Below are 23,424 nucleotides of genomic sequence, written 5' to 3'. Positions count from 1 at the left end.
CTGCAGGTGCCGGCCGTCTCCTCCGTTGGGGGTAGAGCATGTACGGGGAGATGGCACAGCTCCGGGCGAAGGCCCGTGCGCTGCGCGACGACGCCGACGGGCTGCGGTCACGAGCGAGCGCGCTCGTGGCGCAGGCCGACGGGCTGTCGTCGGCGGGGAAGGCCGCCGACGCCGTGCGTCGTCGAGTCCAGGAGTCGGGCACGGAGCTCGGCAAGAAGGCGCAGCTGCTCGACGAGGCAGCAGACGCACTCGATGCGCACGCCAAGGCAGTCGACGCCGTGAAGGCACAGATCGCGGAAGCCGAACGCATCGCACGTGACCTCTGGAACCAGGCCGCGCACCTGGCGGCGAACGTCGTGAACGCCGTCAAGGACGTCGCGTCGAACGCAGTCAACGGCTTCATGCAGGTGATCGGTGCCGCGGGCTCGGGGGAGCCCGACCACGTCCGTGTCTCCGTCCACGAGCTCGGTGGTCAGCAGGTCTCCGACAGCCAGGTCGCGAGAGCAAGGTCGTTCATCGCGCAGGTGCCGTCACCGCCGCCGTCCGGGTCGAAGGACTGGATCGACGTGCGCGGCGCCGCCATCCGGAACGGCGTGGGATGACCGAGGCACCGGCGACCGACGTCATCGACTGGGACCTGACCGTCGACGAGCTACGAACCGTCCGTGAGCACCTGCCCGGGCTCGTCCTGCCGTCGTTCGTGCCCGGGGGTGCGCCGGAGCAGCAGTCCACGGGAGCGCTGGTCGAGCGCGGGGTGCTCACGCGACAGCCCGACGCTGACGCTGAGTCGTGGTCGGATGACCTCGACGCGCCGTTCCTGCTCACGCTCGCACTGCAGAACGCCGGCTCGATCGTCATCCAGGTGAGCGCCTGGGCCCCCGACACGACGTGGGCGCACTCGACCGTCATCGGGGGCGACGCTGCTTCGCACCTCACCGTGCAGGGCGCGCGGTCCGGCGACGGCAGCCGTGCGCACCTGCGCGGGACGGTGCTCGACCAGGCGTGGTCGTCACTCGTCGAACTCATCCCGTCGCTCGAGGTCACCGACCCGGCCCGTGGGACGACGACGGTCAGCACGGTTGCCTCGCAAGCGTTGGTCGACGCCATCCAGCGCGGCGACGCCCGGGTGCTCGATGCCGTCGTCGACGAACTGCACGTCCCGACCGATGCGGTCGGCCTGTTCCGTGGCCTGGCCGAGCCCGTGCAGCACGGCTTCCGCGTGAAGGCCTTCACCGCTGACCGTGGCCCGGTCTTCGTCGCGGACTGGTTCGGCACCCGCCGCGGATGGCTGCGGATGAGCGTCGGGATCGACGCGGGAGCGCGTGGCTCGGAGGTCACGCCCGAACTCCTCACTGATGCCGGCACGGTCACCGTGACGGCGCAGACGGACCAGGAGATCCGCACGGATCTGCTCGGGCTCGTCGCTGGACTCATCAGGGATCGAGATGTCTGACGGGATCAAGGTCGACTACGCGGAGATCGATCGCCTGACCACGGGGATCACCGCGCTCAACGCCTTCGCTGGGCCGCTCGTACCGAAGGTCGGGGCGCTGTCGGTGGACGGGGACCTGCTCGCTTCGGCGATCCTGTCGCCGGGTACGGCGCTCGCGGCCGAGGGCGCGGTGATGAACGCTTCGGCGCAGCTCAGCGTAACGATCGTCTCCAGCGAGGCGCTCGTGATCATCACGGCGTCGATCTCGAAGGTGTACGAGGCCGCCGAACTGACGCTTCGCGCTGCTGCACTCGGACTTCGCGTCGCTTGGACTGCGACTGGCCCGATCCTCGCCGCAGTGGGTACTCGGCTCGGCGAAACGCTGCTGTTCACATTGACGGCCAACACGACCATCACGGCGACGCTGCTGATCACGGTCGGATCAGCTGTCCGCGGGGCGGTGCAAGATCTCTCCGTCACTGCTGCTGTCAGTCTCGCAGAAGCATTCGGTCAGATGGACGCGCCGGACGACCTCATCAACGGCTCATTCGCCTCGAATCTGGCGGAGGCTTGGCAGCACAACTTTTCGTGGTCGAACATGTGGACTGACGTGACTGGGTCTTTCCAGAGTGCCCTGGGGGCGGTACCAGGCGGTTATGAAGCTCTCATGTTCCTCGTCTACCACGACGGGCACGCAATCGGCCTCTTCGATGACGGACACTTCGAACGGGAGTACGTAGATCCGGAGGCGATGCACGATTCCGCCGACAGGGCGGTTCAGGACCTCGGCAGTAAGATCAGCGACATCGCAGGGGGCCTCGACATCGACTCCGAGACGGGTGCAATCATCCCGCACTCGCTTGCGGACGTTTATGCAGGTGCCGCGCAGATCGACGAAATCGGTGGCAAGGACTTTGCGGACATTCGCATCATCGAGAGGCAGGTCGGCGGCGAGAAGTACTTCACTGTCCAGATCCCGAGCACGCAGCGCTGGTTCCCGATGGGCAATGGCAATCCCTGGGGCCAAGCGGCCCCGAACGACTTCACCTCAGATGTCATCGCCCTGCAGTCCGGAGATCAAACGGCCCTTGCCGAGGCAGTCAAGGATGCGATGCGCCAAGCTGGTGTCGGCGATCATCCGGTCATGCTCACGGGCTTCAGTCTGGGCGGCATCACCGCAGGTGCCATCGCACAAGGGAACGACGGCGAGTTCAACATCCAGCGCGTGGCCACAGCCGGGGCGCCGATCGCGCGCATGGACATTCCGAACTCGGTCAAGGTGACAGCTCTGGAATCACCGCAGGACGCGGTTCCGAAACTCGATGGAGCTGACAACCCGACGAGCTGGGGAGCCGGAATCGGCAGCCAAGAAACGGCAACATTGGACGCCGAGGGCTCCTCGACGACCATGCATCCAGGTAACGTGCATGACGCGGCGCGTTATTCTCAGATGGCACGCGAGTACTCGCATGAAGTAGATCAGGGTTTGAGCGATTACCTGGGGGGAAAGCCGGCGGGGACCGAACAGAAGGATTACTCCATGACGGTCAAGGACTACCAGGCGGTGCGCAGATGAGGCTCAGCACAAAGGGTTTGCTGGTATTCGCGATGTCAGTGGGTCTCACGGCAATGCTCACGTCGTGTACGGCGAACGCGCAGCACGGTCGCACGGTGGAGCAGGCGTCCGCCGCAGCGGCCGAGGTACCTGGTATCCAGGATGCGACCGTGGAGCTGCGAAATTACCGCTCCGGGTTCACATCGGAGTGGGGGACGACCGTCAATTTCAGACCGTCCTCCCTGTTCGAGGACGAAGACAAGAGCGTGGTACTGCGGGATCTACTGCAGATTGGATGGTCTGTGAATGAACACAAGCTGAACAACGGGGTCGCGCTTTCTGTTGGACGTGATTCTGACGTGAATCTCATCAAGTTGGCCCGCGAAGCTGAGTTGCCGTCTTTCGCGAGTAATCCGAATCTGCCCTACCAGATCACGTTCTCCACCTCGGTCATGGAGCAGATGTTTGGCATGTGGCCCGGGGAATAACGGCAGGGGCGCGAGTCGGGTATCGGGTGAATGGCCTAGAAAGCTGCCAGAATGCTTCCCCGATCAGGCCATTGTCGTCGAATCATCGGATGATCAGAACTTGAAGGGGCCGTCAATGCTGGTTCTGCACATGTGGGCACGCGCTACGGGCTGATGGCCGAAGACGCCCATCGACATGCCGGATCCGATTCGGCTTACCGGCAATCCGAGGTGGATGTCAGCCGATTCCTTTGCGGGAACAAGACCGTGACCGACTACCAGGCCGAGAGATGACGATGCGGAAAGCCGCTGTCCTGGGGATTCTGATTGCCGTTTCTGTCGCATCGGGAGGATGTTCCATGTCGAACGATAACTCCACCGAGACGCAATCGCAGGACAAGGTTGCGCAGCGTCTCAACGGGCTGCCTGATGTATCCGAAGCTACGGTTGAGTACGAGCAGACCACGGACGGCTTGTCGAAGCACTACGCGATCGCAGTCCAGATCACAGCTCCCGAAGCTGGCACATCCGAGGAGAAGGTGGCGCAGCTCGTCGATGAAGTTCTGCCGCTTGCATGGTCTGTGCAGGGCAAGGAGCCTGATCGCGGCGTCATCCTGAGGATCAGAACGAATCCACAGGTCGCAATCGGGCCCATCGCGGTTGCAGCGGGCTGGAAGGACGTGGCATACCCGAAGAACCCTGATCTCCTGGCGAAACTTTCCTATCAAGCGAGCTTCGGCAAGCAAGCACTTGACGATCAGATCGGTCCTTGGCCCGTCGATGCTGACGGATAGATCCACATCGCGCGAGGCAGGTACGGGCTGATCCCGCGAAGTCTCGCAGACATTCGGTCCGACCACGATCGTCGTTCTTGCAGCTGATCAACCGTCAAGCACTGTGAAGGACTTTCCCGAGTTCGAGGAACTCCTCGAGGCCGCGTGCACGGTACGAGATGGTGAGCCGGCCGCGGGCGTTCGAGTCGTCCTGCGCGGTCACGTCGGTGCGCCGCTCGCGGTCGCGCTCGAGCAATCTGGATGGAAAGTCATCGGATGTGATGAGAGTGATCCGGGTACCGTCATCGTGTCGTTCTCTGAACTACAGGAACACTTCGGCGAGTGGCCGGGCAAGGCGGATCTGGTGCGATGAACGTCGCGTCGTCGTGACCCGGCGGTTGGTCTCTTTGCTCACTGGGAATGCGGACCAGGGGACAACCAGGGCCAGGCACACCGCAGTGATCGGGAGCATCGTCGAACCATGACGACGATCAGCCTGCCCGGTGGCACCTACGACCTCGGCGACCTCGAGGTCACCCGCTTCGGCTACGGCGCGATGCAGCTCGCCGGCCCGCACGTCTTCGGCCCGCCGGCCGATCGTGACGAGGCCGTCCGCGTGCTGCGCACGGCGGTCGAGCTCGGCATCACCCACATCGACACCGCGGACTTCTACGGCCCGCACGTCACGAACGAGATCATCCGCGAAGCCCTGCACCCGTACCCGGAGCAGGTCCACATCGTCACCAAGGTCGGTTCGCGCCGGAACGACAAGGGGCAGTGGCCGCCGGCGCGGAAGCCCGAGCAGCTCGTCGAGGACGTGCACGCGAACCTCGAGCGGCTCGGTCTCGAGCAGCTCGACGTCGTGAACCTCCGTGTCGGCGGGTTCGACGCCCCGGAGTCGGGCAGCATCGCACCGCAGTTCGAGGCACTCGCCGAACTGCAGCAGCAGGGCAAGATCCGCCACCTCGGACTGTCGACCGTGACGGGCGCGCAGCTCGTCGAGGCCCTCCGGATCGCGCCCGTGGTCTGCGTGCAGAACATGTACAACGTGGCGCAGCGGGGCGACGACGACCTCGTCGACCTCACGGCGGCCGAGGGCATCGCCTACGTGCCGTACTTCCCGCTCGGCGGATTCTCGCCCATCCAGTCCGAGGCGCTCGACACCGTCGCGCAGCGGTTGGGGGAGTCGCGCCTGTCGGTCGCCCTCGCATGGCTGCTCCAGCGCTCGGACAACATCCTGCTCATCCCGGGTACGTCATCCGTGGAGCACCTGCGGCAGAACGTCGAGGGCGCGGGCATCACGCTGCCGGCGGACGCGATCCGCGAGCTGGACGCGATCGGCGCGGCCTGACCCGAGCGGCGCATGCGGGCGGAGCCGAAGCTGGAGTCGGCACGCACCGACGCCTGCACAACCGGGAGCACGTCGCACCACGGGAATCCCTGGCACGACGTGCTTCCGGTTGTGCGGGAGCACCCCGCAGCCCGCACCCCGCGCCCCGCAGCCCGCAGCCCGCACCCCGCGCCACCGGACGGACCACGGACACGGTCTGCCGGACCCGGCCGGCGTCAGGCCACGGTCGCGAGCGCGAACGGCAGCACGGCCGAGGCGCCGGCACGCCGGAGCGCCCGCCCGGCGACGGTGACCGTCCACCGGCTGTCCACCAGGTCGTCGACGAGCAGCACCGGTCCCTGGTGCGACGCCAACGCCGCAGCCAGCTCCGGGTCCACCACGAAGGTGTCCCACACCCCGGCCAGCCGGTAGGCGCTGTTCGTCGCACCGTCGCCGCGGGGCTCCCCGCCGCTCCGTCCGAGGGTCCCGAGGAACTGCAGCCGCCCGATGGACGACAGCGCCTGCGCCAACGACCCGACGAGCTCCGGCCGCGAGCGCGAGGACATCGCCACGACACCGGTCGGCCGCTCGGCCCAGGGCCAGTCCTTCAGGGCGCGGATGCACCCGTCGACCAGCTCGCGGGACACGGGTCCGTCCGGAGTGGTGGCCGAGAACAGCGCGCGGAGCGGCCCGCCCCAGCCGAGATCGGTGAGCCGGGCGACGGCGCGGCCCGGTTCGACGAGCTCGCCGGCCGGGATCCTGCCCTTCACGGGCACGCCGAGCGAGGCCATGCCGGACGGCCACTGCGCGCGCGGCGCGATCTCGACGCCGACCCGGTCGAGCGCGGCAGCCGCACCGGAGGTGTCCGACTCCGAGATCGACGTCGGGTACCAGACACCGGCACAGTTGTCGCACCGCCCGCAGGGTTCGGCGGAGGGGTCGTCCAGGTCCTGCTGCAACAGCTGCATGCGACACGCCGAGGTGGACTCGTACGCGAGCATCGACGCGGCCTCGGCCTCGCGAGCGGCGGCGACCCGCTCGTACCGGGCTGCGTCGTACTGCCACGGCTGCCCGGTCGAGACCCAGCCGCCGGCGACACGGTGCACGGCACCGTCGACGTCGAGCACCTTCAGCAGGAGCTCGAGTGTCGATCGCTTGATGTCGACGAGGCCCTCGAGCGCGACGGTCGACATCGCCGTGTCGGTGGAGAGCGCGCCGAGGACGGCGGAGGCGCGGGCCTCGGTCGGCATCGACGCACTCGCGAAGTACTGCCAGATCTCGCGGTCCTCGCGTCCGGGCAGGAGCAGCACGTCGGCGTTGTCGGTCGCACGCCCGGCGCGGCCGATCTGCTGGTAGTAGGCGACGGGCGACGAGGGAGCGCCGACGTGCACGACGAACCCGAGGTCCGGCTTGTCGAAGCCCATCCCGAGCGCACTCGTCGCGACGAGCGCCTTGAGCTCGTTGCCCTTGAGCTGCTGCTCGAGCTGCTCGCGTTCCTCGGTGTCGGTCCGCCCGGTGTAGGCGCGGACGGCGTACCCGTTCTCGCGCAGGAGTCGGGCGATGTCCTCGGCCCCGGACACGGTCAGCGTGTAGATGATGCCGCTGCCGGGCAGGTCGCCGAGGTGCGCGAGCAGCCACCCGAGGCGCTGTCGGGCGTCCGGCAGCGTCAGGACGCCGAGCCGGAGCGACGCCCGCGCCAGGGAACCGCGGATCGTGAAGACGGGAGCGTCCGGGCCCGCGGTGAGCTGCTCCGCGACGTCCTCGACCACGCGCTCGTTCGCGGTCGCCGTCGTCGCGAGCACGGGGACACCCTGGGGGAGGGAGCGGATGAGCTCGGCGAGCCGGCGGTAGTCGGGGCGGAAGTCGTGTCCCCAGTCGGAGATGCAGTGCGCTTCGTCGACGACGAGCATGCCCATCCGGGCGATCAGCGTCGGCAGCTGCTCGTCGCGGAATCGCGGGTTGTTGAGGCGCTCGGGGGAGACGAGGAGCACGTCGACCTCGTCACGCGCGAGGGCCGCCTGCGTGTCCGCCCACTCGTGCGCGTTCGCCGAGTTGATCGACACCGCGCGGACGCCGGCCCGCGCGGCCGCTGCGACCTGGTCGCGCATGAGGGCGAGCAGCGGCGAGACGAGCACGGTCGGGCCGCCGCCACGTCGCCGCAGCAGCAGGGTCGCGAGGAAGTACACGGCCGACTTGCCCCACCCGGTGCGCTGCACCACGAGGGCACGCTGCCGGTGTTCGACGAGCGCCGAGATGGCCTCGAGCTGCCCGGGGTGGAAGACCGCGTCCGGTCGCCCGGTCAGGGCGGCGAGGGCCGCCTGCGCTTCCGCAGCGATCTCGGCGGACGGCGGGGCCGCCGCAGGAGCAGGTGAGCCGACGGACGAACCGACACCGAGACCAGACATGACCCCATGCTGTCAGCACCCGCCGACGCACCGTGCCCCGGCCCTCCAGGCTGTGGACACCACGACAGGACGCGACGAGACGCGACCCCGCTACTGGTACGTGATGAGCGACGGCGTCGGCTGCACGTCGGCCATCGTCTGCTGCGGCGAGAGCATCGGCGTGTCCTCGTCGTAGAAGTTCTTCCAGCCCCAGTGCACGCCTTCCGGTGCGTCCTGGTGCAGCGCCTTCCAGGTCGCCTGCTTGTCGGGCTGCGAGCCCTGCCCGTCCACGTGGATGAGGACGTCGAGCTCCGGGTGCGACGCGAGCGACGACCGGTCCTGGATCATCGACAGCCGGAACTGGTGCAGGACGAACGCCTTCGGCGGTAGCCCCTTCGACCGCACCAGGTCGGCGAGCCACGACGAGACCTCGTTCACCTCGGACGCCGAGACGCTGCCGATCTGCTGCAGGGGCACCTGGTCGGCGGTCAGTCGCCACTCCGGGTCGAGTGCGAGCCAGACGTTCGGCTTCGCGAGCAGCGACTCGTACCGCTTCGCCTGCGACAGGAAGTCGGACCGCCCCGGCTGCAGGTCGAGGATGACCGGCATCCCGGCGTCGCTCGCCGCGTCGACGTAGGGCTCCAGCGTCGACGCCGGCAGCTCGGTCGAGTAGTCGCCGTCGGCCCCGGCGTCCCCGGCGGCGACGGTCGCGATGACCTCCATCGCGGGCGTCACCGGCTCGTCGCCGAGCCCGTCGTACTCCTTCGCCGTCCCCTCGGCGCGGCGCACGGTCGCCGCCGGGTTCTGCTCGCCCAGCACCCCGAGCACCGGCGCGCCGGGAGCGCCGTACAGCGCCACGTAGCGGTGTCCGTCGAAGGGCCGCTGCCCGCCGTGCGGCAGCTGCCAACCGCTCTCCGCCGCCCGGACCGTCCACTGCGGGTCCGGCAGGTCGCCGAACGCCGAGCCGACCAGCACGGTCGGGTGCTCCGCGCGGTCGTGGAGGGCCGACACGACGTCCGGGGCGGCAGCCGGGTCGGTCACGCCGTCCGGCATCGCGACCACACGGGCGCCGGCAGCCTCCGCCGTGGCCACGGCTGCGGCCTCCGACCGACGGTCGGACACGACCACGGTCGCCGCACGGGAGGCATCGCTCGCCTCGGGCACGTCGCCCCGTTCCGGCGCGTCCTGCTCCGGGACGTCGGTGTCGACCGCCACGCTGCCCTCGGCCTGGTACCAGTCGGCCCCGAGCCGGCGGAGCTCGGCTGCCACCCGGTCACCGTCGTCGCCTGCGTCGGCGGACGGTGTCGACGAGGGCGTGCCGCCGTCGGACGTCAGCAGCAGTGGGACGTGCGCCGCACGCGCGGCGCTCGCCGCGTCGCGCACCGCACCCGCGTCGGAGGCCGACGCCACGACCGCACCGGGAGCCGACGCGAACAGCGCTCGGCTCGCGGCGACGGAGCGCGCCGACGGGTCCTGCTGGGCCACGACGTCCACCGAGTCGGCGGAGGACCGTGCCAGCTGCGCGACCGTCGGCGCGTCGTCGTGGGAGGTGCAGCCGGCAGCGCCGAGCAGGAGCCCGGCGACCGACAGTGCGAGCAGGGTACGGGTGGGACGAGCGCAACGCATCCGAGCCACCCTACGAGGGACCGTCACGACACCCTGTGAGCGCAACAGGTGTCGTCTCGTAGACAGGGTGCATGCCATCCGCGCCGGACGACCACCCGACGATCGGGGCGGTGGTGGCCCCCGAGGTGCACTGCGCCACCCTCAACGTCAGACGTCGGGTGCCGCACGCGCCCGGTCACGCCGACGCGTGGGAACGTCGCCGCGACGCCGTCGTCGCGCTCGTCGCCAGCGAGCAGCCGACGGTGCTGGCCGTCCAGGAGGCACTGCCCGCCCAGACCGCGGACCTCACGGCCCGTCTCGGGTCACGCTGGGAACCCGTGGTCGTCGGTCGCGGTGCGCGTGGCGGTGGCGAGGCGGTCGGCCTGTTCCTCGACCGGGAGCGCCTCGACGTCGTCGAGCGGCGCACGTGGGCGCTGTCCCGGACGCCGTCGCGCCCGGGCTCACGGTCCTGGGCGACGGCCTTCCCGCGGCACGCCGTCGGCGCCGTCGTCGCGGACCGCACCACCGGGCGGGAGTTCACCGCGATCGCGACGCACCTCGACGTCGCCTCGTCCTGGGCACGGCTGCGCGGCGCGCAGCTGCTCGGGCGCATCGTCCGCGAGCGCGGACTGCCGGCCGTCGTGATGGCCGACTGGAACTGCCCGGCCGGGTCGGCACCCTGGCGAGCACTGGCGGACGCGGGGGTCGTCGACAGCTGGGGACGAGCCTCCCGGCAGGTGGGGGAGGCCTACGGGACGTACCCGCACTACCGGGAGCCGCGTGTCGGCGGCCGGCGGATCGACGGGGTGCTCGTGACCGAGGACGCCGTCGTCGACCGGGTCGCGGTGAACGTGCGCCGACCGGGCGGTGTCTGGCCCTCCGACCACGCGGCCGTGCACGCGGTCGTGCGGTGGGCCTCGTGATGCGCTCGCTCGGGCTGACCTTCCTGCGCCGGCGGTTCCTGCCGGCCGACGTGGTGCGGGTCCTGACGCTCCTCAGCATCCCCGTGGCCACGATCGGCTGGGGGAGCACGTCGTTCGCGGTGATGTCGCTCGCGTTGTTCGGGGTGGTCCTGCCGCGGATGCTCGGACTCCGGCCCGCGTTCGACCTGGCGGTCTGCGTGCTGGTGCTCGTCGCCGGGTGGTCGAGCGCGCTCGAGTGGTACACGTCGGTGTTCCTCTGGGACAAGCTGATCCACGTCGTCCTGACCGGACTGCTCGCGGCGCTGCTCGCGGTGATCGCCGCGGACCTCCGGCTCGTGCCGCACGCCCCGGACGCCGGACGCGTGACCGTGTCGCTCCTGGTGTTCACCCTCGGACTCGCGATCGGGTCCGTGTGGGAGATGTGCGAGTGGCTCGGGCACAACTACGTCGACTCGGCGATCTACGTCGGGTACGACGACACGATCGGCGACCTGGCCGCGGACGGGCTCGGCGGGCTGCTCGTGGGGCTCGCGCTGCCGTGGCTGGCGGCCGAGCGGGACGTGGTGCGGCAGCCAGCGCGCTCGCCGCGGGGCTGACGGCCCGGCCCGGCCGATCGCTCCCGTGGAGGCGGCGACGCGCCGTGGCACGAGCAGGGTCCGGCGTCCGCTATGCTTGACGGGCTGCTCGCGCTCCGGTCGGACGCGGGCGGTGGAACGCCGGAGACGGAGTTCCGAGCCTCTCGGGGCTCAGAGCTCGTGAGAGCTCACGGGCTGTGGCGCAGCTTGGTAGCGCACTTGACTGGGGGTCAAGGGGTCGCAGGTTCAAATCCTGTCAGCCCGACCGAAACCGATGAAGCCCCCGGCGAGACACGTTCTCGCCGGGGGCTTCTCCGCGTTCCGCACGGGGGAGCGGTGCCAGCCGCTCTTGCGCCGCCGCTGCTCGGCCTCCTAGCGTCGACCGGGATGGACGACGACGATCTGCTCACCGCCCTCGTGCCGTGGGCGCCGGAGCACCTGGCCCGCTGGAACGAGCACTGGCGATCGGACCTGCTGCGGACGGTCGGACCCGACCTCGCACTGGTGGGGGACACCTCGTGGGGAGCGGCGGTCCGCGACGCCGTCGGACTCGCCGTCCCGGACCCGCTCGACTGGGCGAACCGGGTCGTCGTGCTGCCCTCCGGCGGATGGGCCCTCACCGGCATCCGCTTCCGCGGCCGCGACGTGTCGAAGCCGTTCGTCGACGTGATCGCGACCAGCGTGCGCCCCGACGCAGCCGGTCTGGCGGAGCTCGGCTCCGTGCTCGAGGACTTCCGGGCCTTCTCGCCGCTCTGCTTCCGCGTCCGACTCCCCGGAGACCTCCTGCGCGTCCGCGCTCTGGCCGGACACGGGTCCTCGGTGGCACCCGACCAACTCGTGGTCGCGGGGCCGGTGTCGGTGATCGCCGGTCGTGAGCAGACGCCGGGAGCCTCCGCGGTCGAACTCGTCCCGACCACGCCCGAGGCTGCGGCGCCGAGGGTCGCCGCGATCTACGAGACCGTCCGTCGCGTCACGCCCGACCTGGACGAGTGGGCGGCGCCCGCCGACGAGGACGGGCTCGGCGACGCCGACGAACAGGGATTCCTGTTCGAGGTCGTGGTCGACGGACGGGACGCCGGTGTCGTCGCCGCCGCTCGGGACGACGCGTACGGGTTCACCGGGTTCGTCGTCGAGGAGATCGCGCTCGACGACGACCACCGCGGACAGGCACTCGGGCCGGCGGTCCTCCGGGCCTTGGCACGGCGGCTCCCGGCGACGGAGGCCGACGTGCTCTGGGGGCACGTCCACGCCGACAACACCCCCTCGTTGCGTAGCGCCCTCGCCAGCGGTCGGGCGGTCTGCGCCACGTTGGCCTGGGTGACGCCGGACGGCTGGCCCGGGATGCCGGGGTCGCGGCCCGTCAGGTGACCGAGGACCGACCCGGTTCGCTGGAGCCGCTGCTGACGCCGGACGGAGGGCGACAGGGCCGGCGCAGACCGCTGCGGTACGCTCCCGCCATGCTCTGGGGGAGACGACGCACGGGGTCCGCCGCGCTCTTGGCCGCCACGCTGACCGGGGTCCTGCTGCTCACCGGGTGCTCCGGCAACGTCAACGCGGGGAGTGCGGGTGCCGAGAAGGCCGAGCGCGAGCTGTCGGCAGTCGACGGTGTGCGGTCCGTGCGCGGTTCGGGCACGAACAACCTGCCGTTCGCCGGCGAAGCGTCCGTCACCGTGACCACCGAGGACGACCTGTCCGACGCCGACCTTCGACGCGTGACCGACGAGGTCGGACGCTGGATCCGCGATGCCTCCGGCCCGGGTACGACGTACCGCGGCTCGATGGAGGCCGACGGGTTCGGGTTCTTCCTGGAGGAACGCGCCTCCGAGAACGACCGACTGCTCGCCGTCGTCGATCGGCTCCGCGGCGACGACCGCTGGCTCGGTGGCGACGTCGACGCTCCGTCCGCCTCCGGCACCGGCGGAGGTCGCATCGCACTCACCGTCCGCGATGCCGATGACCTGGTGGCCGGCTGGGAGTCGGTGCGGCGGATCGCCACGTCGTCCGACTGGGACACGGCGTCGACGTCGGCGTCCTGGTCGTCGGCGCAGCAGGACGTCATCCGCTCCGACGACGTGCCGGACCTGCGGATCGCGAACGACATCGCCGGGACGGACGACACCGTCGGTGACCCGACGCCCGAGATCACCGCGTACGAGCGTGTGCGTGCCGAGCACGAGGTGACCCGCGCCTCCGTCACGCCGGGTCGTCTCCAGATGCACCTCGCGGACCTCGACGACGTCGGGGACGCGACGGCGCTCGCACAGCAGGCCGCACCGGACGCGCAGGTCATCGTGGACGGCGGCATCGTCACGAAGGACCAGCCCCGAGGCGACGACGACCTGCCCGACGCCGCCGACTACGCCGAGGCGGACCGGCTCGCTGCGATCGCGGCGCGGCCGGGGGTCGCTGCCGTCGAGCTCACGCCGTCCTGGGTGCGGGTCACGGTCGACGACCCGGACGAGGTCCTCGCGACGGCGACGGCGCTCGCCGCCGCTGCTCCGGCCGACCCGGTGGAGTCGATCCGCGTCGGTCCGCAGGCCGATCCCGCTGACGGCAACGACGACGCTGCTGACCGGGACGCTGCGGACGACACGGACCGTCTGTCCGTGAGCGGCTCCCCGGCGATGTTGGGCCGGTCGATCGACGTCGGCACGGAGCTGCGGGGCTTCCTCCCGGCGTCGTCGGAGCAGTTCGACACGAACCAGTCGGTCGCGGCCACGCTGTCCGACGCAGGTCAGGTGCCGGCGTTCGTCGCTGCCCTGCGACCGGTGCTGCCGGACGGCACCGGGCTGCACGTGAGCCTCGTCGACCGCGGCACCGACAGCACGACGGAGTTGACGCTCCGCGACGGGGAGCTGACGGCCGAACCGCTCCGTGACGGGGAAGAGCGGGGATCGGACCGCACCGACCTGGAACGCGCGCTGCGGGACGCCTGGAACGGCTGATACACGACCGACGGCACCGCCGCGACGACCCGTCCCCGGCGTGACGCCGGTGTCCGCCGCGCAGGCGCTACTGTCAGCACGTGGGGACCAGGGGCATCTACGTCGAGACGGTCATCGATGCGGACCTCGACCGCGTGTGGGCCGCGACGCAGGACCCCGAGCAGCACGTGCGCTGGGACGTCCGGTTCTCGGAGATCGTGCCCGCGGGCGCGGAGGACGGGGCACCGACGCACTTCCGCTACGTCCGACGCTCGCCGCTGCACGACGTGCACGGCACCGGCGTGAGCATCGGGGAACGCCGCCGCCCGGACGGATCGCGCACGTCGGCGCTGCGCTTCGGGACCGCCGACCGCCTCTCGCCGATCCGCACGGGCCGGGGCTACTGGCGCTACGTCCCGACCGACGACGGGCGCACGCGGTTCATCACCGGCTACGACTACCACGGCGGATGGGGGCCGCTGGACCTGGTCGTCCGGCCGCTCCTCGGCTGGGCGACCGCGTGGAGCTTCGACCGCCTCCGGATCTGGCTCGAGGGCGGACCCGCACCGGAGGCGTGGCCGCTCACCTCGGTCCTGCAGCCCTGGCGCCGGGACCGGCCACGAGCCTCCAGGACGCTGCGGGCACCCGCAGGCAGCGCCCGACGCACCGACCACCTGCACGATGCGCCGGCGACGCTGGCGACGCTGCCCGACCCGAGGGACGACCGATGACGTCCGTGTTCGAGGAGGCGCTCGGCGCCGACTTCCAGCGACTCCACCCGATGATGCGACGACGCTTCGGAGTCGGCCTCGACGCCGGCGAGGCCTGCACCGGACGTGGCGTCATGTCGTCGATCCGACGCGGCCCGTGGTGGACCGTCCCCTTCCTGCAGATCGGACGGCTCCGGAACATCCTGGTTCCCGACGTGGGGGAGGACGTGCCGTTCACGATCGAGAACCACCCGTACCGCGACGAGCTCGGCCGCGAGACGGTGACGTTCGTGCGGACGTACGAGACCAGGCCCGGTCGCACGGCGCGCTTCGACGCGACGATGGTGCTCGTCGACGGCAGGGTGCTCGACTACCTCGGCACGCACCAGCACCTGGCGGTCGACCTCGACCTGGCGGTGGACGAGCGGGGCGGGCTCGTGCTGACGTCCGACGCGCAGCGGTTCCACGAGGGGCCGGTCTCGTTCCGGTTCCCGATGCTCCTGAGCGGTCGCGCCACCCTGCACGAGTGGTGGTCGGAGGACGACCAGGCGTTCCACGTCGACCTCGAGGTGCACAACCGCGTGTTCGGCTTCCTGTTCGGGTACCGCGGGACGTTCACGTGCGAGTGGACCCCCGCCACCGACGCGCCGGACCGGTTGAAGCCGGTCCGCACCGAAGCGCGGACCTGACGGCACCGACCGTCAGTCCGTCGGCGGCCGCCCGGAACGGACCGCCCGCACGACCTGGACGACCGCGATCGCGACGACCACGACGGCGACCGCACCGGCGGACCACGACCCGGTGACCCCGAGCACGGGTCCGCTCGTGCACCGGCTCGTGCCCGCACCCGGCGCCGCATCGGCGCACGAGCTCACCCGCGTGACGGCGAGGAGCAGTGCCGGCACGGCCGTGACGAGTGCCAGCACGACCCACGCGATCGCTCGGTCCACAGCGTGCTCCGTCCGCTCCCGTGGTCAGGTGCGACCAGGCTCGCACGCACCGGGGTGACGGGCCGTCTCGATCCCGCAACGATGGTCGCCGCGCGTGGGCGCCCGGCGGACCGCCACCGGCCGCCGGACGGGAGGCGCGTGGCGGCGTCGCCCAGCGCCTCCCGTCCGCCACGGGTTGCGTTTCCCGGACGTGCGCGCGCCGTCCAGGCGTTCTCCCGGTTCCGTGACCTACTGTCGCCGGAAGCGCGGATGCGTGAACTCTCCGGATCGGTCGAAGGATCGCTCACCACAGAAGGTCGGTCCTCGATGACGACCACCCCGCTCGCCCCCGGTTACACCCGGACCCGACCCGGTCCGGGCAGCCGCAACGGTACGTCCACCTACTCCGCGCTCCTGGCGCAGGTGAAGGAGAACGGCCTGCTCCGTCGGCGCACCGGTTTCTACTGGTCCCTGTTCGGCAGCCTGGTCGCAGGTCTCGCGCTGGCCTGGGTGGCGTTCGCGTTCCTCGGTGACTCGTGGTTCCAGCTGATCGTCGCGGGAGCGCTCGGGGTCATCTTCACGCAGTTCGCGTTCCTGTCGCACGAGGCCGCGCACCGTCAGGTGTTCGCGTCGCAGAAGTGGAACGACCACGCGGGCCGGTGGCTCGGCACGTTCATGGTCGGCCTGAGCTACTCGTGGTGGATGAACAAGCACACCCGCCACCACGGCAACCCGAACACCGTCGGGAAGGACCCCGACATCGCGCCCGACGGCATCCGCTTCCTGCCCGAGGACGCCGCCGCGGCGAAGGGCCCGCTGATGCGGACCTTCCTGCGCTTCCAGGGCTGGCTGTTCTTCCCGCTGCTCACGCTCGAGGGTCTCAACCTGCACCGCTACGCCGTGACATCGATCGTGACGGGCTCCGGGACGAAGGCCGACGCACGGCACCGGTGGCTCGAGGGCAGCATGCTCGTCGCCCGGTTCGGCATCTACCTGACGGTCGTGTTCTGGTTCCTGCCGTTCGGCATGGCGTGCGCGTTCCTCGGTGTGCAGCTCGCCGTGTTCGGCGTGATGATGGGCGCCTCGTTCGCCCCGAACCACAAGGGCATGCCGACCATCGCGCACGGCGCCAAGGTCGACTTCTTCTCCCGACAGGTCCGGACCTCGCGGAACATCCGCGGTGGCTGGTGGGTCTCCTTCCTGATGGGCGGCCTGAACTACCAGGTCGAGCACCACCTGTTCCCGTCGATGCCGCGACCGGCGCTGAAGCAGGCCCGCCTGCTGGTCCGCGACCACTGCGAGACGCTCGACGTGCCGTACACCGAGACGACGCTGCTGCGGTCGTACGGCATCGTCGTCCGCTACCTGAACCGGGTCGGTCTCGCCGCACGCGACCCCTTCGCCTGCCCGATGGTCGCCGAGCTCCGCATCCACTGACGCGGTCCTCCGCGCCGGCGGGCTGCGGGACCTCGCAGGTCTGCGCGGGTTGCCGCACAGCCCCCACTGCGGAGCGCACCCCCGAGGTACCGTCGGGCGACCACAGTCCGCGCGCACGGTGAAGGGGGCCTCGTGACCACGGCGACCGACACGACGGCGACGACCGACAGGACGACGACGCGGCAGCCGACGGTGGACCCCGGAGCGGCGGCGCCGCCGCACGCGGGGACGGAGCCGTCCGTCCTCGACGGTCTGGCCGTCGTCGCCGACCGCGACCCGCATGCCCTCGCCCTGGTCGACGAGCACGGCGAGACCACCCACGGTGCCCTCGACCGCACCGCCCGCGCCCTCGGCCTGCTCCTGGACGCACAGCTCACCCCCGACGACCACACCGGCCGCGGGGTCGACGTCGAGCAGGGCCGTGCACCCGTCCCCGTCGGCGCGATGGTCGCGCACGGTGCCGGGTCGGTCGTCGCCCTCCTCGGACTCCTGCACGCGGGCCGTGTCGTCGTCGCGCTCGACCCGTCCCTCCCCGGGGCCCGGCTGCAGCACGTGGTGGCGCTCGCCGGCATCGTGGACGTCGTCGCGGACGCGGAGCACGCCGACCGCGCCGCGGCCCTCGTCCCCGAGCAGGGCCGGGTGCTGTCGCTCGAGGACCTGCTCGGAGACGCTCGGACCGCCGCCGCGACCGAGGGCGACCTCGCCGTCGTCCCGGGAGCCCGGGAACGCGGTGGTCGCGACCCGGCGGTCGTCGTCTTCACGTCGGGGTCGACCGGGGTGCCGAAGGGCGTCACGATGACCCACCGGCAGCTCGTCGTCGACAGCGTCGCCCAACGGGAGGCCTTCCGGCTCGTCCCGACGGACCGCGTGGCCTCGGTGCTCCCGCACGGGTTCGCCGCCGGGCTGACGCTCGTGCTGTCGGCCCTGCACGCCGGTGCCTCCGTGCACGTCGCCGATCCGCGTCGCACCGGCGTCGACCGCCTCGTCACCTGGGTCCGCGACGCACGCCTGACGACACTGCACACCACCCCGCACCTGCTGCGGTCGATCACCGGCGCCCTCGACCCCTCCGACGACCGGTTGCGTGCGCTCCGCGTCGTCGCCACCCTCGGCGAGGCGGTGACGGGCACGGACGTCACGGCGCTGCGGCCGCTGCTCGGCCCCGGCGCGTCGTTCTGCAACCAGACCGGGTCGAGCGAGACCGCCGTGTACGCCGTGCACGAGATCCGCACGGGGGACCCGGTGCCCGAGCGCAGCGTGCCCGCCGGCAGGATCGTCACGGGCAAGCGCATCGAGGTCCGCCGACCCGACGGCTCCGTGGCCGACGTCGGCGAGAGCGGTGCGGTCGTCTGCGTCTCCGACGCCATGACGAGCGGGTACTGGGGCGCGCCGGACGCGACCGCAGACCGGGCGGGCACCGCCGCGGACGGCACGCCGACGTGGACGGTCGGTGACCTCGGACGCTTCGACGACCAGGGCCGGCTCACCCTGCTCGGCCGCGCCGACGACGCGGCGAAGGTGCGCGGGCACCTGGTCGAGCCGAGCGAGGTCGAGGCGGCGCTCCGCACCGTCGACGCGGTGCAGGAAGCGGCGGTCGTCGCGGTGCAGGCCCCACCCGCGCCGACCCGGCTCGTCGCCTACGTCGTGAGCCGCCCGGGTCGCCGCTCGCCGTCACCGGCCGCGATCCGCAGGGCCCTCCGCGACCTGCTGCCCGACCACATGGTGCCGACCACGATCGTCCCGGTGACGACGCTGCCCCGGAACGAGCGCGGCAAGGTCGACCGGACCCGCCTGCCCGAGGCACCCGCGCTCAGCACCACGGTGGGCGGAGACGGCGCGGCGTTCGGCGAGGACACCTACGACCAGTGGCAGCTCGCGGTCGGGCAGATCTGGGCCGAGGTGCTCGGGCTGCCCGCCGTCGGGCCGCTCGAGCTGCCGGCGGTCGGGCTCGACAACGACTTCTCCGCACTCGGTGGCGACTCGCTCTCGGCGGAGGAGATGCTCGCCGCCGTCTCCGACCGGCTCGGCGTGGACGTCCCCTCGTCGGAACTCCTCCGGCACCCGACGCTGCGCAGCTTCACCGCGCGGATCCGCCTCGGCGCCGCCGCGGTCCCCGGTCACCCGGACGTCGTGACGCTGACGGCGCGTGAACCGGGCGACGCCGACCCCCTGTTCTGCGTCGCGGGTGCCGGAGCCCTGGCACTGACGTTCGTCCCGCTCGCCCGTCACCTGGGTGACCGTCCGGTGTTCGCCTTCCAGCAGCACGGTCTGGAGCGGCGCTCGGTGCCGGACTGGAGCATCCCGGCCATGGCCCGCCGCTACATCGAGCTCCTGCGGGTCGTACAGCCCTCCGGCCCGTACACCCTCGTCGGGCACTCGTTCGGTGGCCTCGTCGCCCTGGAGATGGCCTCGGTGCTCGCCGGTGCCGGTCACGAGGTCGCCCGGGTCGTCCTGCTCGACACCCACCTGCCCGAGCAGGCCTCCGAGCGGGCCGACACCGTCGAGTTCGGGCAGCTCGACCTCGGCCGGCCGGCAGCGCGTCCGGTGCCCGGCGTGCTCCGGCGGCTCGCCGTGCGCACGAGTGCGCTCCGCAGTCGCTCCGCCACCCCGTTCGCGCGCATCGGCCGCCGGGCTCGGGGCGTCGGCGCCGGGGTGGTCCGCTGGCAGGGCCAGCGCCACTTCCGGGCCTTCTTCGACCAGGCGCTCCTCGTGTCCCGCCGGTGGGAGCCGCGCCCGTACGCGGGCCCCGTCACGCTCGTCGTCGCCGACGGCAACGACTCCGGTCCGGCCCGGTGGGCGCGGTACCTCCGGGGACCGGTGGACGCGGTGCGCGTGCACGCCGAGCACAGCTCGGTGCTGCGGGAACCACACGTCGCCGAGGTGGCGGCGCTCGTTGCCCGGCAGAGCGGGGCGCCCTGAGCGAGCGCGGACGGACGGACGGGAGGCGCGGCACCGGACCGGTGTCGCGCCTCCCGTCCGTCGTCGACGTGCGTCTTCCGACCGGAGCGCACCGACACTGTCCGGTTGCGCACCACAACGAGCACTCCGGTGGCAGATCGGGGTACAGGAACGGCCCTCGAAGTCCGTTTCCTGGGGAAATGCCCGACACGGAACGGGGGACGTGACGAATCTCGGTGTCAGCCCGTCTCATCCGTGAACAGCAACCGCTGGGAACGAGTCCCGGCGGGTCCTCGAAGGGAGACACCAATGGCTGACACCACCACCAACCTGACCGCTGCCACGACCCGCTCGGCGGGCACTCACGCCTCGGCTGCAGGCACCTCGGGCAAGACCACGATCGACGACACCGTCGTGTCGAAGGTCGCCGGCATCGCCGCTCGTGAGGTCAACGGCGTGCACTCGCTGGGCGGCGGCGCTGCCCGTGCGATCGGCGCGATCCGTGACGCGATCGGGCAGCGTGACCACGGTCAGGGCGTCAAGGTCGAGGTCGGCGAGAAGCAGGTCGCCGCGGACGTCGTGATCGTCGCGGAGTACCCGGTGTCGCTGCAGCAGGTCGCTGACGGTGTCCGTTCGTCGGTCGCCCGCGCCCTGGAGCAGATCGTGGGCATGGAGGTCGCCGAGGTGAACGTGACCGTCCAGGACGTCTTCATCCCGGGTGATGACGACGACAACGACGACAAGAAGGAGTCCCGCGTTGAGTAACACACTCGTCGGCGCGCTGATCGGCGCCATCCTCGCCGTCGTGGCACTGCAGTTCGGGTTCTGGGGCTTCGTCCTGGTGATCGTGTTCGGTCTGGTCGGTGCCCTCGTGGCCGCGATCACGACCGGGAAGATCGACCGCGGCGCCCTGACCGACGTGCTGACCGGACGCCGGAGCTCCCGGTGAGCGCCGGCCCGGTAGGAGTCGACGCGACTGCCGTCCCGGGCCGCGTCGAGATCACCGCACGAGCGCTCACGGCGCTGGCGCGGGCAGCCGCAGCCGAACAGCTCGGCGTGCCCGCGAAGCGTCTGCGCGTGGGACTCGACGACGACCGGGGGTCCATCGTCCTCGACGTCACGGGTCCCGTGCGCGAACAAGCCGACATCGTCGCCGCGGCCGCTGCCGCCGCTGACGCGGTGGGTCGCAGGGTGGGCGAGTTGGCGGGACGTCACGTGGGTCGGACCCACATCGAACTGACCGGGATCGTGCGTGCGCACGAGGGCCGGGTCCGGTAGGAGACAGAGCACATGAGCACCGAACAGCTCGAGAAGCGGCTGCGTCGTCGCAGCATCCACCGGTCCCGGTCCACCGCGGTCGCGATCACCCTGGTCGTCGTCGCACTGGTCGCGGCGTGGATCGGCACCGAAGCGGTCCTGAAGGCCATCGGGCAGCAGCCGCTGCTGGCGGACCCGCAGACCGTGGTCGACACCGCCCTCACGCCCGACGCCGCGTTCACCACCATCATCGAGGTCATCGCCGCCGCCCTGGTGATCCTCGGCATCGTCCTGGTCGTGCTGGCCCTCAAGCCCGGCCGGCAGCCCCGGTCCGGGATCGACCGTGACCGCGGTGCGGTCGTGATCGACACCCGCATCCTGGCCTCCACCGCCGCGAACGCCGCCGCCCACGCAGCAGGCGTCCCGGAAGCCAACACGACCGCGTCCGCTCGTGGGCACCGCACCCAGGTGCACGTGGTGCCCCTGTCCGGCATCCCCGTCGACGCCAGCGCCGTCGAGCACGCCGTCGGGGACCGGCTCGGTCGCCTCGGCGGCAAGCACGGCTCGTCGGTGCAGGTCACCGTGGAACAGAAGGGAACCCTGGCATGACCACCACCAACCGCGGCTTCAACCGGGTCCTGCTGCTCCTGATCGGCCTGATCGCCATCATCGTCGGTGTCACCATCGGCGCCGGGGTCCTGCAACCAGTCCGCGACGCCCTCCAGCCGTACCTGACGCTGCCGCAGCAGGTCACCGTGCCCGACCAGGCACTGTGGATCATCGCCGCGGTCTGCGCGGTGGTCATCGTCCTCGCCGTGATCGTGATCGCCACTCGCGGTGGCGGCGGCACCAGCGTCGCGGTCCGGGAACGCTCCGGCGAGGACCAGGTCACCGTGAACGTCGCCCTCGTGCGAGACGTCATCGACCACGAACTCACCGGCGTCCACGACATCGTCGCCGCGAAGGTCGACACGTACCTGGTCAAGAAGACCCGCGCCGCACGCATCCGGGTCCACGTCCGCCGCGGCGGCGACGCGGTCACCGTCCTCGACGCCGTCGACCACGCCCTGACCACCCTCGACCAGACCCTCGGCCGACAGATCCCGGTCCTGGTCCACCTCACCGGCGGCACCCGCACCGCACTGGCACGCACCACCCGCGTCCAGTAACAGCACCACCAGCACCACGCAGCACCACCCACAGGCCGGGGGACGCCCGACGTCCCCCGGCCGTTCCGTGCCCGGAACCGGCCGTCCACACAGCCGCAGCCGAACCCGGGAGGCGACCCGAGCCTCCCGTCCGCAGACCCAGGAGGAGACCCCACATGGCACGCAACCACGGAGCCGTCAGCGCATCGACCTCGGAGCAGCGTCGCGAGGACGCTGCCGAGTGGAGCCCGCTGGCCCGCTACCTGTCCGAGTTCTTCGGCACCTTCCTGCTCGTGCTCGGCGGCGTCGGGGCTAGGCCGGCGCCTTCCGGGCCGCGCACGACGCCGGCTTCGCCTCGAACGGCTTCGGCAGCGCCAGCCCGGGCGGGTACGGCCTCGGCGCCGTCTTCCTGACCGAGGCGGTCCTCACCGGGGTCTTCCTCGCGGTGATCCTCTCGATCACCGCCAAGCAGGAGTACCAGTCCCTCGCCCCGATCGGCATCGGCCTCACCCTGACCCTCATCCACCTGGTGAGCATCCCGGTGAGCAACACCTTCGTGAACCCCGCACGCTCCGTCGCTGCCGCGGTCTACGGTGGGGCCACGCCGCTCGCCCAGCTCTGGGTCTTCATCGTCGCACCGGTCCTCGGTGCGGTCGTCGCCGGCCTGATCGTCCGCGTCGGCGGTCGCCGCCGCATCACCGGCTGACCCCACGAGGTCACCCACCGAGAGAAGGAGAACAGCATGCGCAACCGCATCATCGTCATCGGGCTCATCGCCCTGGTCGGCATCTGGATCGGGTCCCGGTCGAACCGGCCCGTCGTGAAGAAGACGAGCACGGCCGAGACCATCCGCAAGGCCTGGAACGACCCGCACGCGCGGAAGCAGCGCGCGAAGCTCCGCAAGAAGATCGAGAAGGCCGCCTCGCACTGACGGGGTGACCACGGACGGGAGGCGGGGGGGCCCCGGGGCCCCCCCCCCCCCGGCCGCCCCCCCCCCCCCCCCGGCCCCCCGCCCCGGCCGCCGGGGGGGCACCGCTGGGGCGGGGGGGGCGCGGCGCGGGGGGCGCCGGGGTGCCC

The 23,424-nt window shown here is 71.3% G+C and carries 24 protein-coding genes, 1 tRNA gene and 1 pseudogene; 23 read left to right on the top strand and 3 right to left on the bottom strand.

Features of this window, described 5'->3' with window-relative positions; translation table 11 throughout:
• The first annotated feature begins 38 nt into the window (after nucleotides 1-38).
• From ACIQFY_RS15360 to ACIQFY_RS15330, 7 genes are all read left to right on the top strand, one after another.
• Entirely contained in the window at nucleotides 39-602 is a 564-nt protein-coding gene (locus ACIQFY_RS15360) for a hypothetical protein (protein WP_400340815.1), read from the top strand.
• Nucleotides 599-1,453: a hypothetical protein gene (locus ACIQFY_RS15355; protein ID WP_400340813.1), complete on the top strand. Its 855-nt coding sequence runs from the start codon at nucleotides 599-601 to the stop codon at nucleotides 1,451-1,453. The genes ACIQFY_RS15360 and ACIQFY_RS15355 overlap by 4 nt, the downstream gene beginning before the upstream one ends.
• On the top strand, nucleotides 1,446-3,008 hold the full coding sequence (locus ACIQFY_RS15350) for a hypothetical protein (protein WP_400340812.1): 1,563 nt from the start codon (nucleotides 1,446-1,448) through the stop codon (nucleotides 3,006-3,008). The genes ACIQFY_RS15355 and ACIQFY_RS15350 overlap by 8 nt, the downstream gene beginning before the upstream one ends.
• 95 nt (nucleotides 3,009-3,103) lie before the next feature.
• Complete coding sequence (locus tag ACIQFY_RS15345; RefSeq protein WP_400340810.1) at nucleotides 3,104-3,475, top strand: hypothetical protein; 372 nt, start codon at nucleotides 3,104-3,106, stop codon at nucleotides 3,473-3,475.
• Between the two features lie 338 nt (nucleotides 3,476-3,813).
• Nucleotides 3,814-4,248, top strand: a complete 435-nt coding sequence (locus ACIQFY_RS15340) for a hypothetical protein (protein WP_400340809.1) — start codon at nucleotides 3,814-3,816, stop codon at nucleotides 4,246-4,248.
• Nucleotides 4,249-4,351: 103 nt separating this feature from the next.
• Nucleotides 4,352-4,600 carry a hypothetical protein gene (locus ACIQFY_RS15335; RefSeq protein ID WP_209686016.1) on the top strand — a complete coding sequence of 83 codons (249 nt, stop codon included), beginning with the start codon at nucleotides 4,352-4,354 and terminating at the stop codon, nucleotides 4,598-4,600.
• Between the two features lie 108 nt (nucleotides 4,601-4,708).
• Complete coding sequence (locus tag ACIQFY_RS15330) at nucleotides 4,709-5,578, top strand: oxidoreductase (RefSeq protein ID WP_400340807.1); 870 nt, start codon at nucleotides 4,709-4,711, stop codon at nucleotides 5,576-5,578.
• Nucleotides 5,579-5,793: 215 nt separating this feature from the next.
• Here the strand turns inward: ACIQFY_RS15330 and ACIQFY_RS15325 are convergent, their stop codons facing one another.
• Both ACIQFY_RS15325 and ACIQFY_RS15320 read right to left on the bottom strand, forming a co-directional pair.
• Entirely contained in the window at nucleotides 5,794-7,962 is a 2,169-nt protein-coding gene (locus ACIQFY_RS15325; protein WP_400340806.1) for a RecQ family ATP-dependent DNA helicase, read from the bottom strand.
• Nucleotides 7,963-8,052: 90 nt separating this feature from the next.
• Nucleotides 8,053-9,567: a hypothetical protein gene (locus tag ACIQFY_RS15320; RefSeq protein ID WP_400340804.1), complete on the bottom strand. Its 1,515-nt coding sequence runs from the start codon at nucleotides 9,565-9,567 to the stop codon at nucleotides 8,053-8,055.
• A gap of 71 nt (nucleotides 9,568-9,638) precedes the next feature.
• Here ACIQFY_RS15320 and ACIQFY_RS15315 point away from each other — a divergent pair, with 71 nt between their 5' ends.
• The 7 genes from ACIQFY_RS15315 (at nucleotide 9,639) to ACIQFY_RS15285 (ending at nucleotide 15,367) form a co-directional block, all read left to right on the top strand.
• Nucleotides 9,639-10,469 (top strand): endonuclease/exonuclease/phosphatase family protein, encoded by an 831-nt coding sequence (locus tag ACIQFY_RS15315; protein WP_251160837.1) that lies wholly within the window; start codon nucleotides 9,639-9,641, stop codon nucleotides 10,467-10,469.
• The gene (locus ACIQFY_RS15310) at nucleotides 10,466-11,065 is read left to right on the top strand and encodes a hypothetical protein (protein WP_400340801.1); all 600 of its coding nucleotides are present in this window, start codon (nucleotides 10,466-10,468) and stop codon (nucleotides 11,063-11,065) included. The genes ACIQFY_RS15315 and ACIQFY_RS15310 overlap by 4 nt, the downstream gene beginning before the upstream one ends.
• A gap of 170 nt (nucleotides 11,066-11,235) precedes the next feature.
• Nucleotides 11,236-11,309 (top strand) — tRNA-Pro (locus tag ACIQFY_RS15305).
• A 122-nt stretch (nucleotides 11,310-11,431) separates the two neighbouring features.
• Nucleotides 11,432-12,412 (top strand): GNAT family N-acetyltransferase, encoded by a 981-nt coding sequence (locus tag ACIQFY_RS15300; RefSeq protein ID WP_400340799.1) that lies wholly within the window; start codon nucleotides 11,432-11,434, stop codon nucleotides 12,410-12,412.
• Nucleotides 12,413-12,501: 89 nt separating this feature from the next.
• Complete coding sequence (locus ACIQFY_RS15295) at nucleotides 12,502-13,989, top strand: hypothetical protein (RefSeq protein ID WP_400340798.1); 1,488 nt, start codon at nucleotides 12,502-12,504, stop codon at nucleotides 13,987-13,989.
• 80 nt (nucleotides 13,990-14,069) lie between these two features.
• Complete coding sequence (locus ACIQFY_RS15290; protein WP_400340796.1) at nucleotides 14,070-14,699, top strand: SRPBCC family protein; 630 nt, start codon at nucleotides 14,070-14,072, stop codon at nucleotides 14,697-14,699.
• On the top strand, nucleotides 14,696-15,367 hold the full coding sequence (locus ACIQFY_RS15285) for a DUF4166 domain-containing protein (protein WP_251160833.1): 672 nt from the start codon (nucleotides 14,696-14,698) through the stop codon (nucleotides 15,365-15,367). The genes ACIQFY_RS15290 and ACIQFY_RS15285 overlap by 4 nt, the downstream gene beginning before the upstream one ends.
• A gap of 12 nt (nucleotides 15,368-15,379) precedes the next feature.
• Here ACIQFY_RS15285 and ACIQFY_RS15280 read toward each other — a convergent pair whose 3' ends face one another.
• Nucleotides 15,380-15,628, bottom strand: a complete 249-nt coding sequence (locus ACIQFY_RS15280) for a hypothetical protein (RefSeq protein ID WP_400340795.1) — start codon at nucleotides 15,626-15,628, stop codon at nucleotides 15,380-15,382.
• A gap of 306 nt (nucleotides 15,629-15,934) precedes the next feature.
• Between ACIQFY_RS15280 and ACIQFY_RS15275 the strand changes: the two genes are divergently transcribed.
• The 9 genes and pseudogenes from ACIQFY_RS15275 to ACIQFY_RS15235 all read left to right on the top strand — a co-directional run bounded on the left by ACIQFY_RS15275 (nucleotide 15,935) and on the right by ACIQFY_RS15235 (nucleotide 23,278).
• A complete protein-coding gene (locus ACIQFY_RS15275; RefSeq protein WP_209685998.1) occupies nucleotides 15,935-17,044 on the top strand; it encodes an acyl-CoA desaturase in 1,110 nt (369 codons plus the stop codon).
• A 132-nt stretch (nucleotides 17,045-17,176) separates the two neighbouring features.
• Nucleotides 17,177-19,963: an alpha/beta fold hydrolase gene (locus ACIQFY_RS15270; protein ID WP_400340794.1), complete on the top strand. Its 2,787-nt coding sequence runs from the start codon at nucleotides 17,177-17,179 to the stop codon at nucleotides 19,961-19,963.
• A gap of 288 nt (nucleotides 19,964-20,251) precedes the next feature.
• Nucleotides 20,252-20,707, top strand: a complete 456-nt coding sequence (locus ACIQFY_RS15265; RefSeq protein WP_066653406.1) for an Asp23/Gls24 family envelope stress response protein — start codon at nucleotides 20,252-20,254, stop codon at nucleotides 20,705-20,707.
• A complete protein-coding gene (locus ACIQFY_RS15260) occupies nucleotides 20,700-20,891 on the top strand; it encodes a DUF2273 domain-containing protein (protein WP_066656066.1) in 192 nt (63 codons plus the stop codon). Before ACIQFY_RS15265 ends, ACIQFY_RS15260 begins: the two co-directional genes overlap by 8 nt.
• Entirely contained in the window at nucleotides 20,888-21,220 is a 333-nt protein-coding gene (locus tag ACIQFY_RS15255; protein ID WP_066653408.1) for a hypothetical protein, read from the top strand. Before ACIQFY_RS15260 ends, ACIQFY_RS15255 begins: the two co-directional genes overlap by 4 nt.
• A 12-nt stretch (nucleotides 21,221-21,232) precedes the next feature.
• Complete coding sequence (locus ACIQFY_RS15250; RefSeq protein ID WP_066653411.1) at nucleotides 21,233-21,808, top strand: DUF6286 domain-containing protein; 576 nt, start codon at nucleotides 21,233-21,235, stop codon at nucleotides 21,806-21,808.
• Entirely contained in the window at nucleotides 21,805-22,368 is a 564-nt protein-coding gene (locus ACIQFY_RS15245; RefSeq protein WP_400340791.1) for a hypothetical protein, read from the top strand. The genes ACIQFY_RS15250 and ACIQFY_RS15245 overlap by 4 nt, the downstream gene beginning before the upstream one ends.
• Nucleotides 22,369-22,717: 349 nt before the next feature.
• Nucleotides 22,718-23,053: pseudogene (locus tag ACIQFY_RS15240) on the top strand (aquaporin); the annotation flags it as partial.
• A 36-nt stretch (nucleotides 23,054-23,089) separates the two neighbouring features.
• Nucleotides 23,090-23,278: a hypothetical protein gene (locus tag ACIQFY_RS15235; RefSeq protein WP_066653419.1), complete on the top strand. Its 189-nt coding sequence runs from the start codon at nucleotides 23,090-23,092 to the stop codon at nucleotides 23,276-23,278.
• Nucleotides 23,279-23,424: the final 146 nt, after the last annotated feature.

This window comes from Curtobacterium sp. NPDC092190 (assembly GCF_044755625.1).
Lineage (GTDB): Bacteria > Actinomycetota > Actinomycetes > Actinomycetales > Microbacteriaceae > Curtobacterium.
Note: the sequence above shows the minus strand (reverse complement) of the source record. Positions and strands in the feature narration are given on the sequence as shown.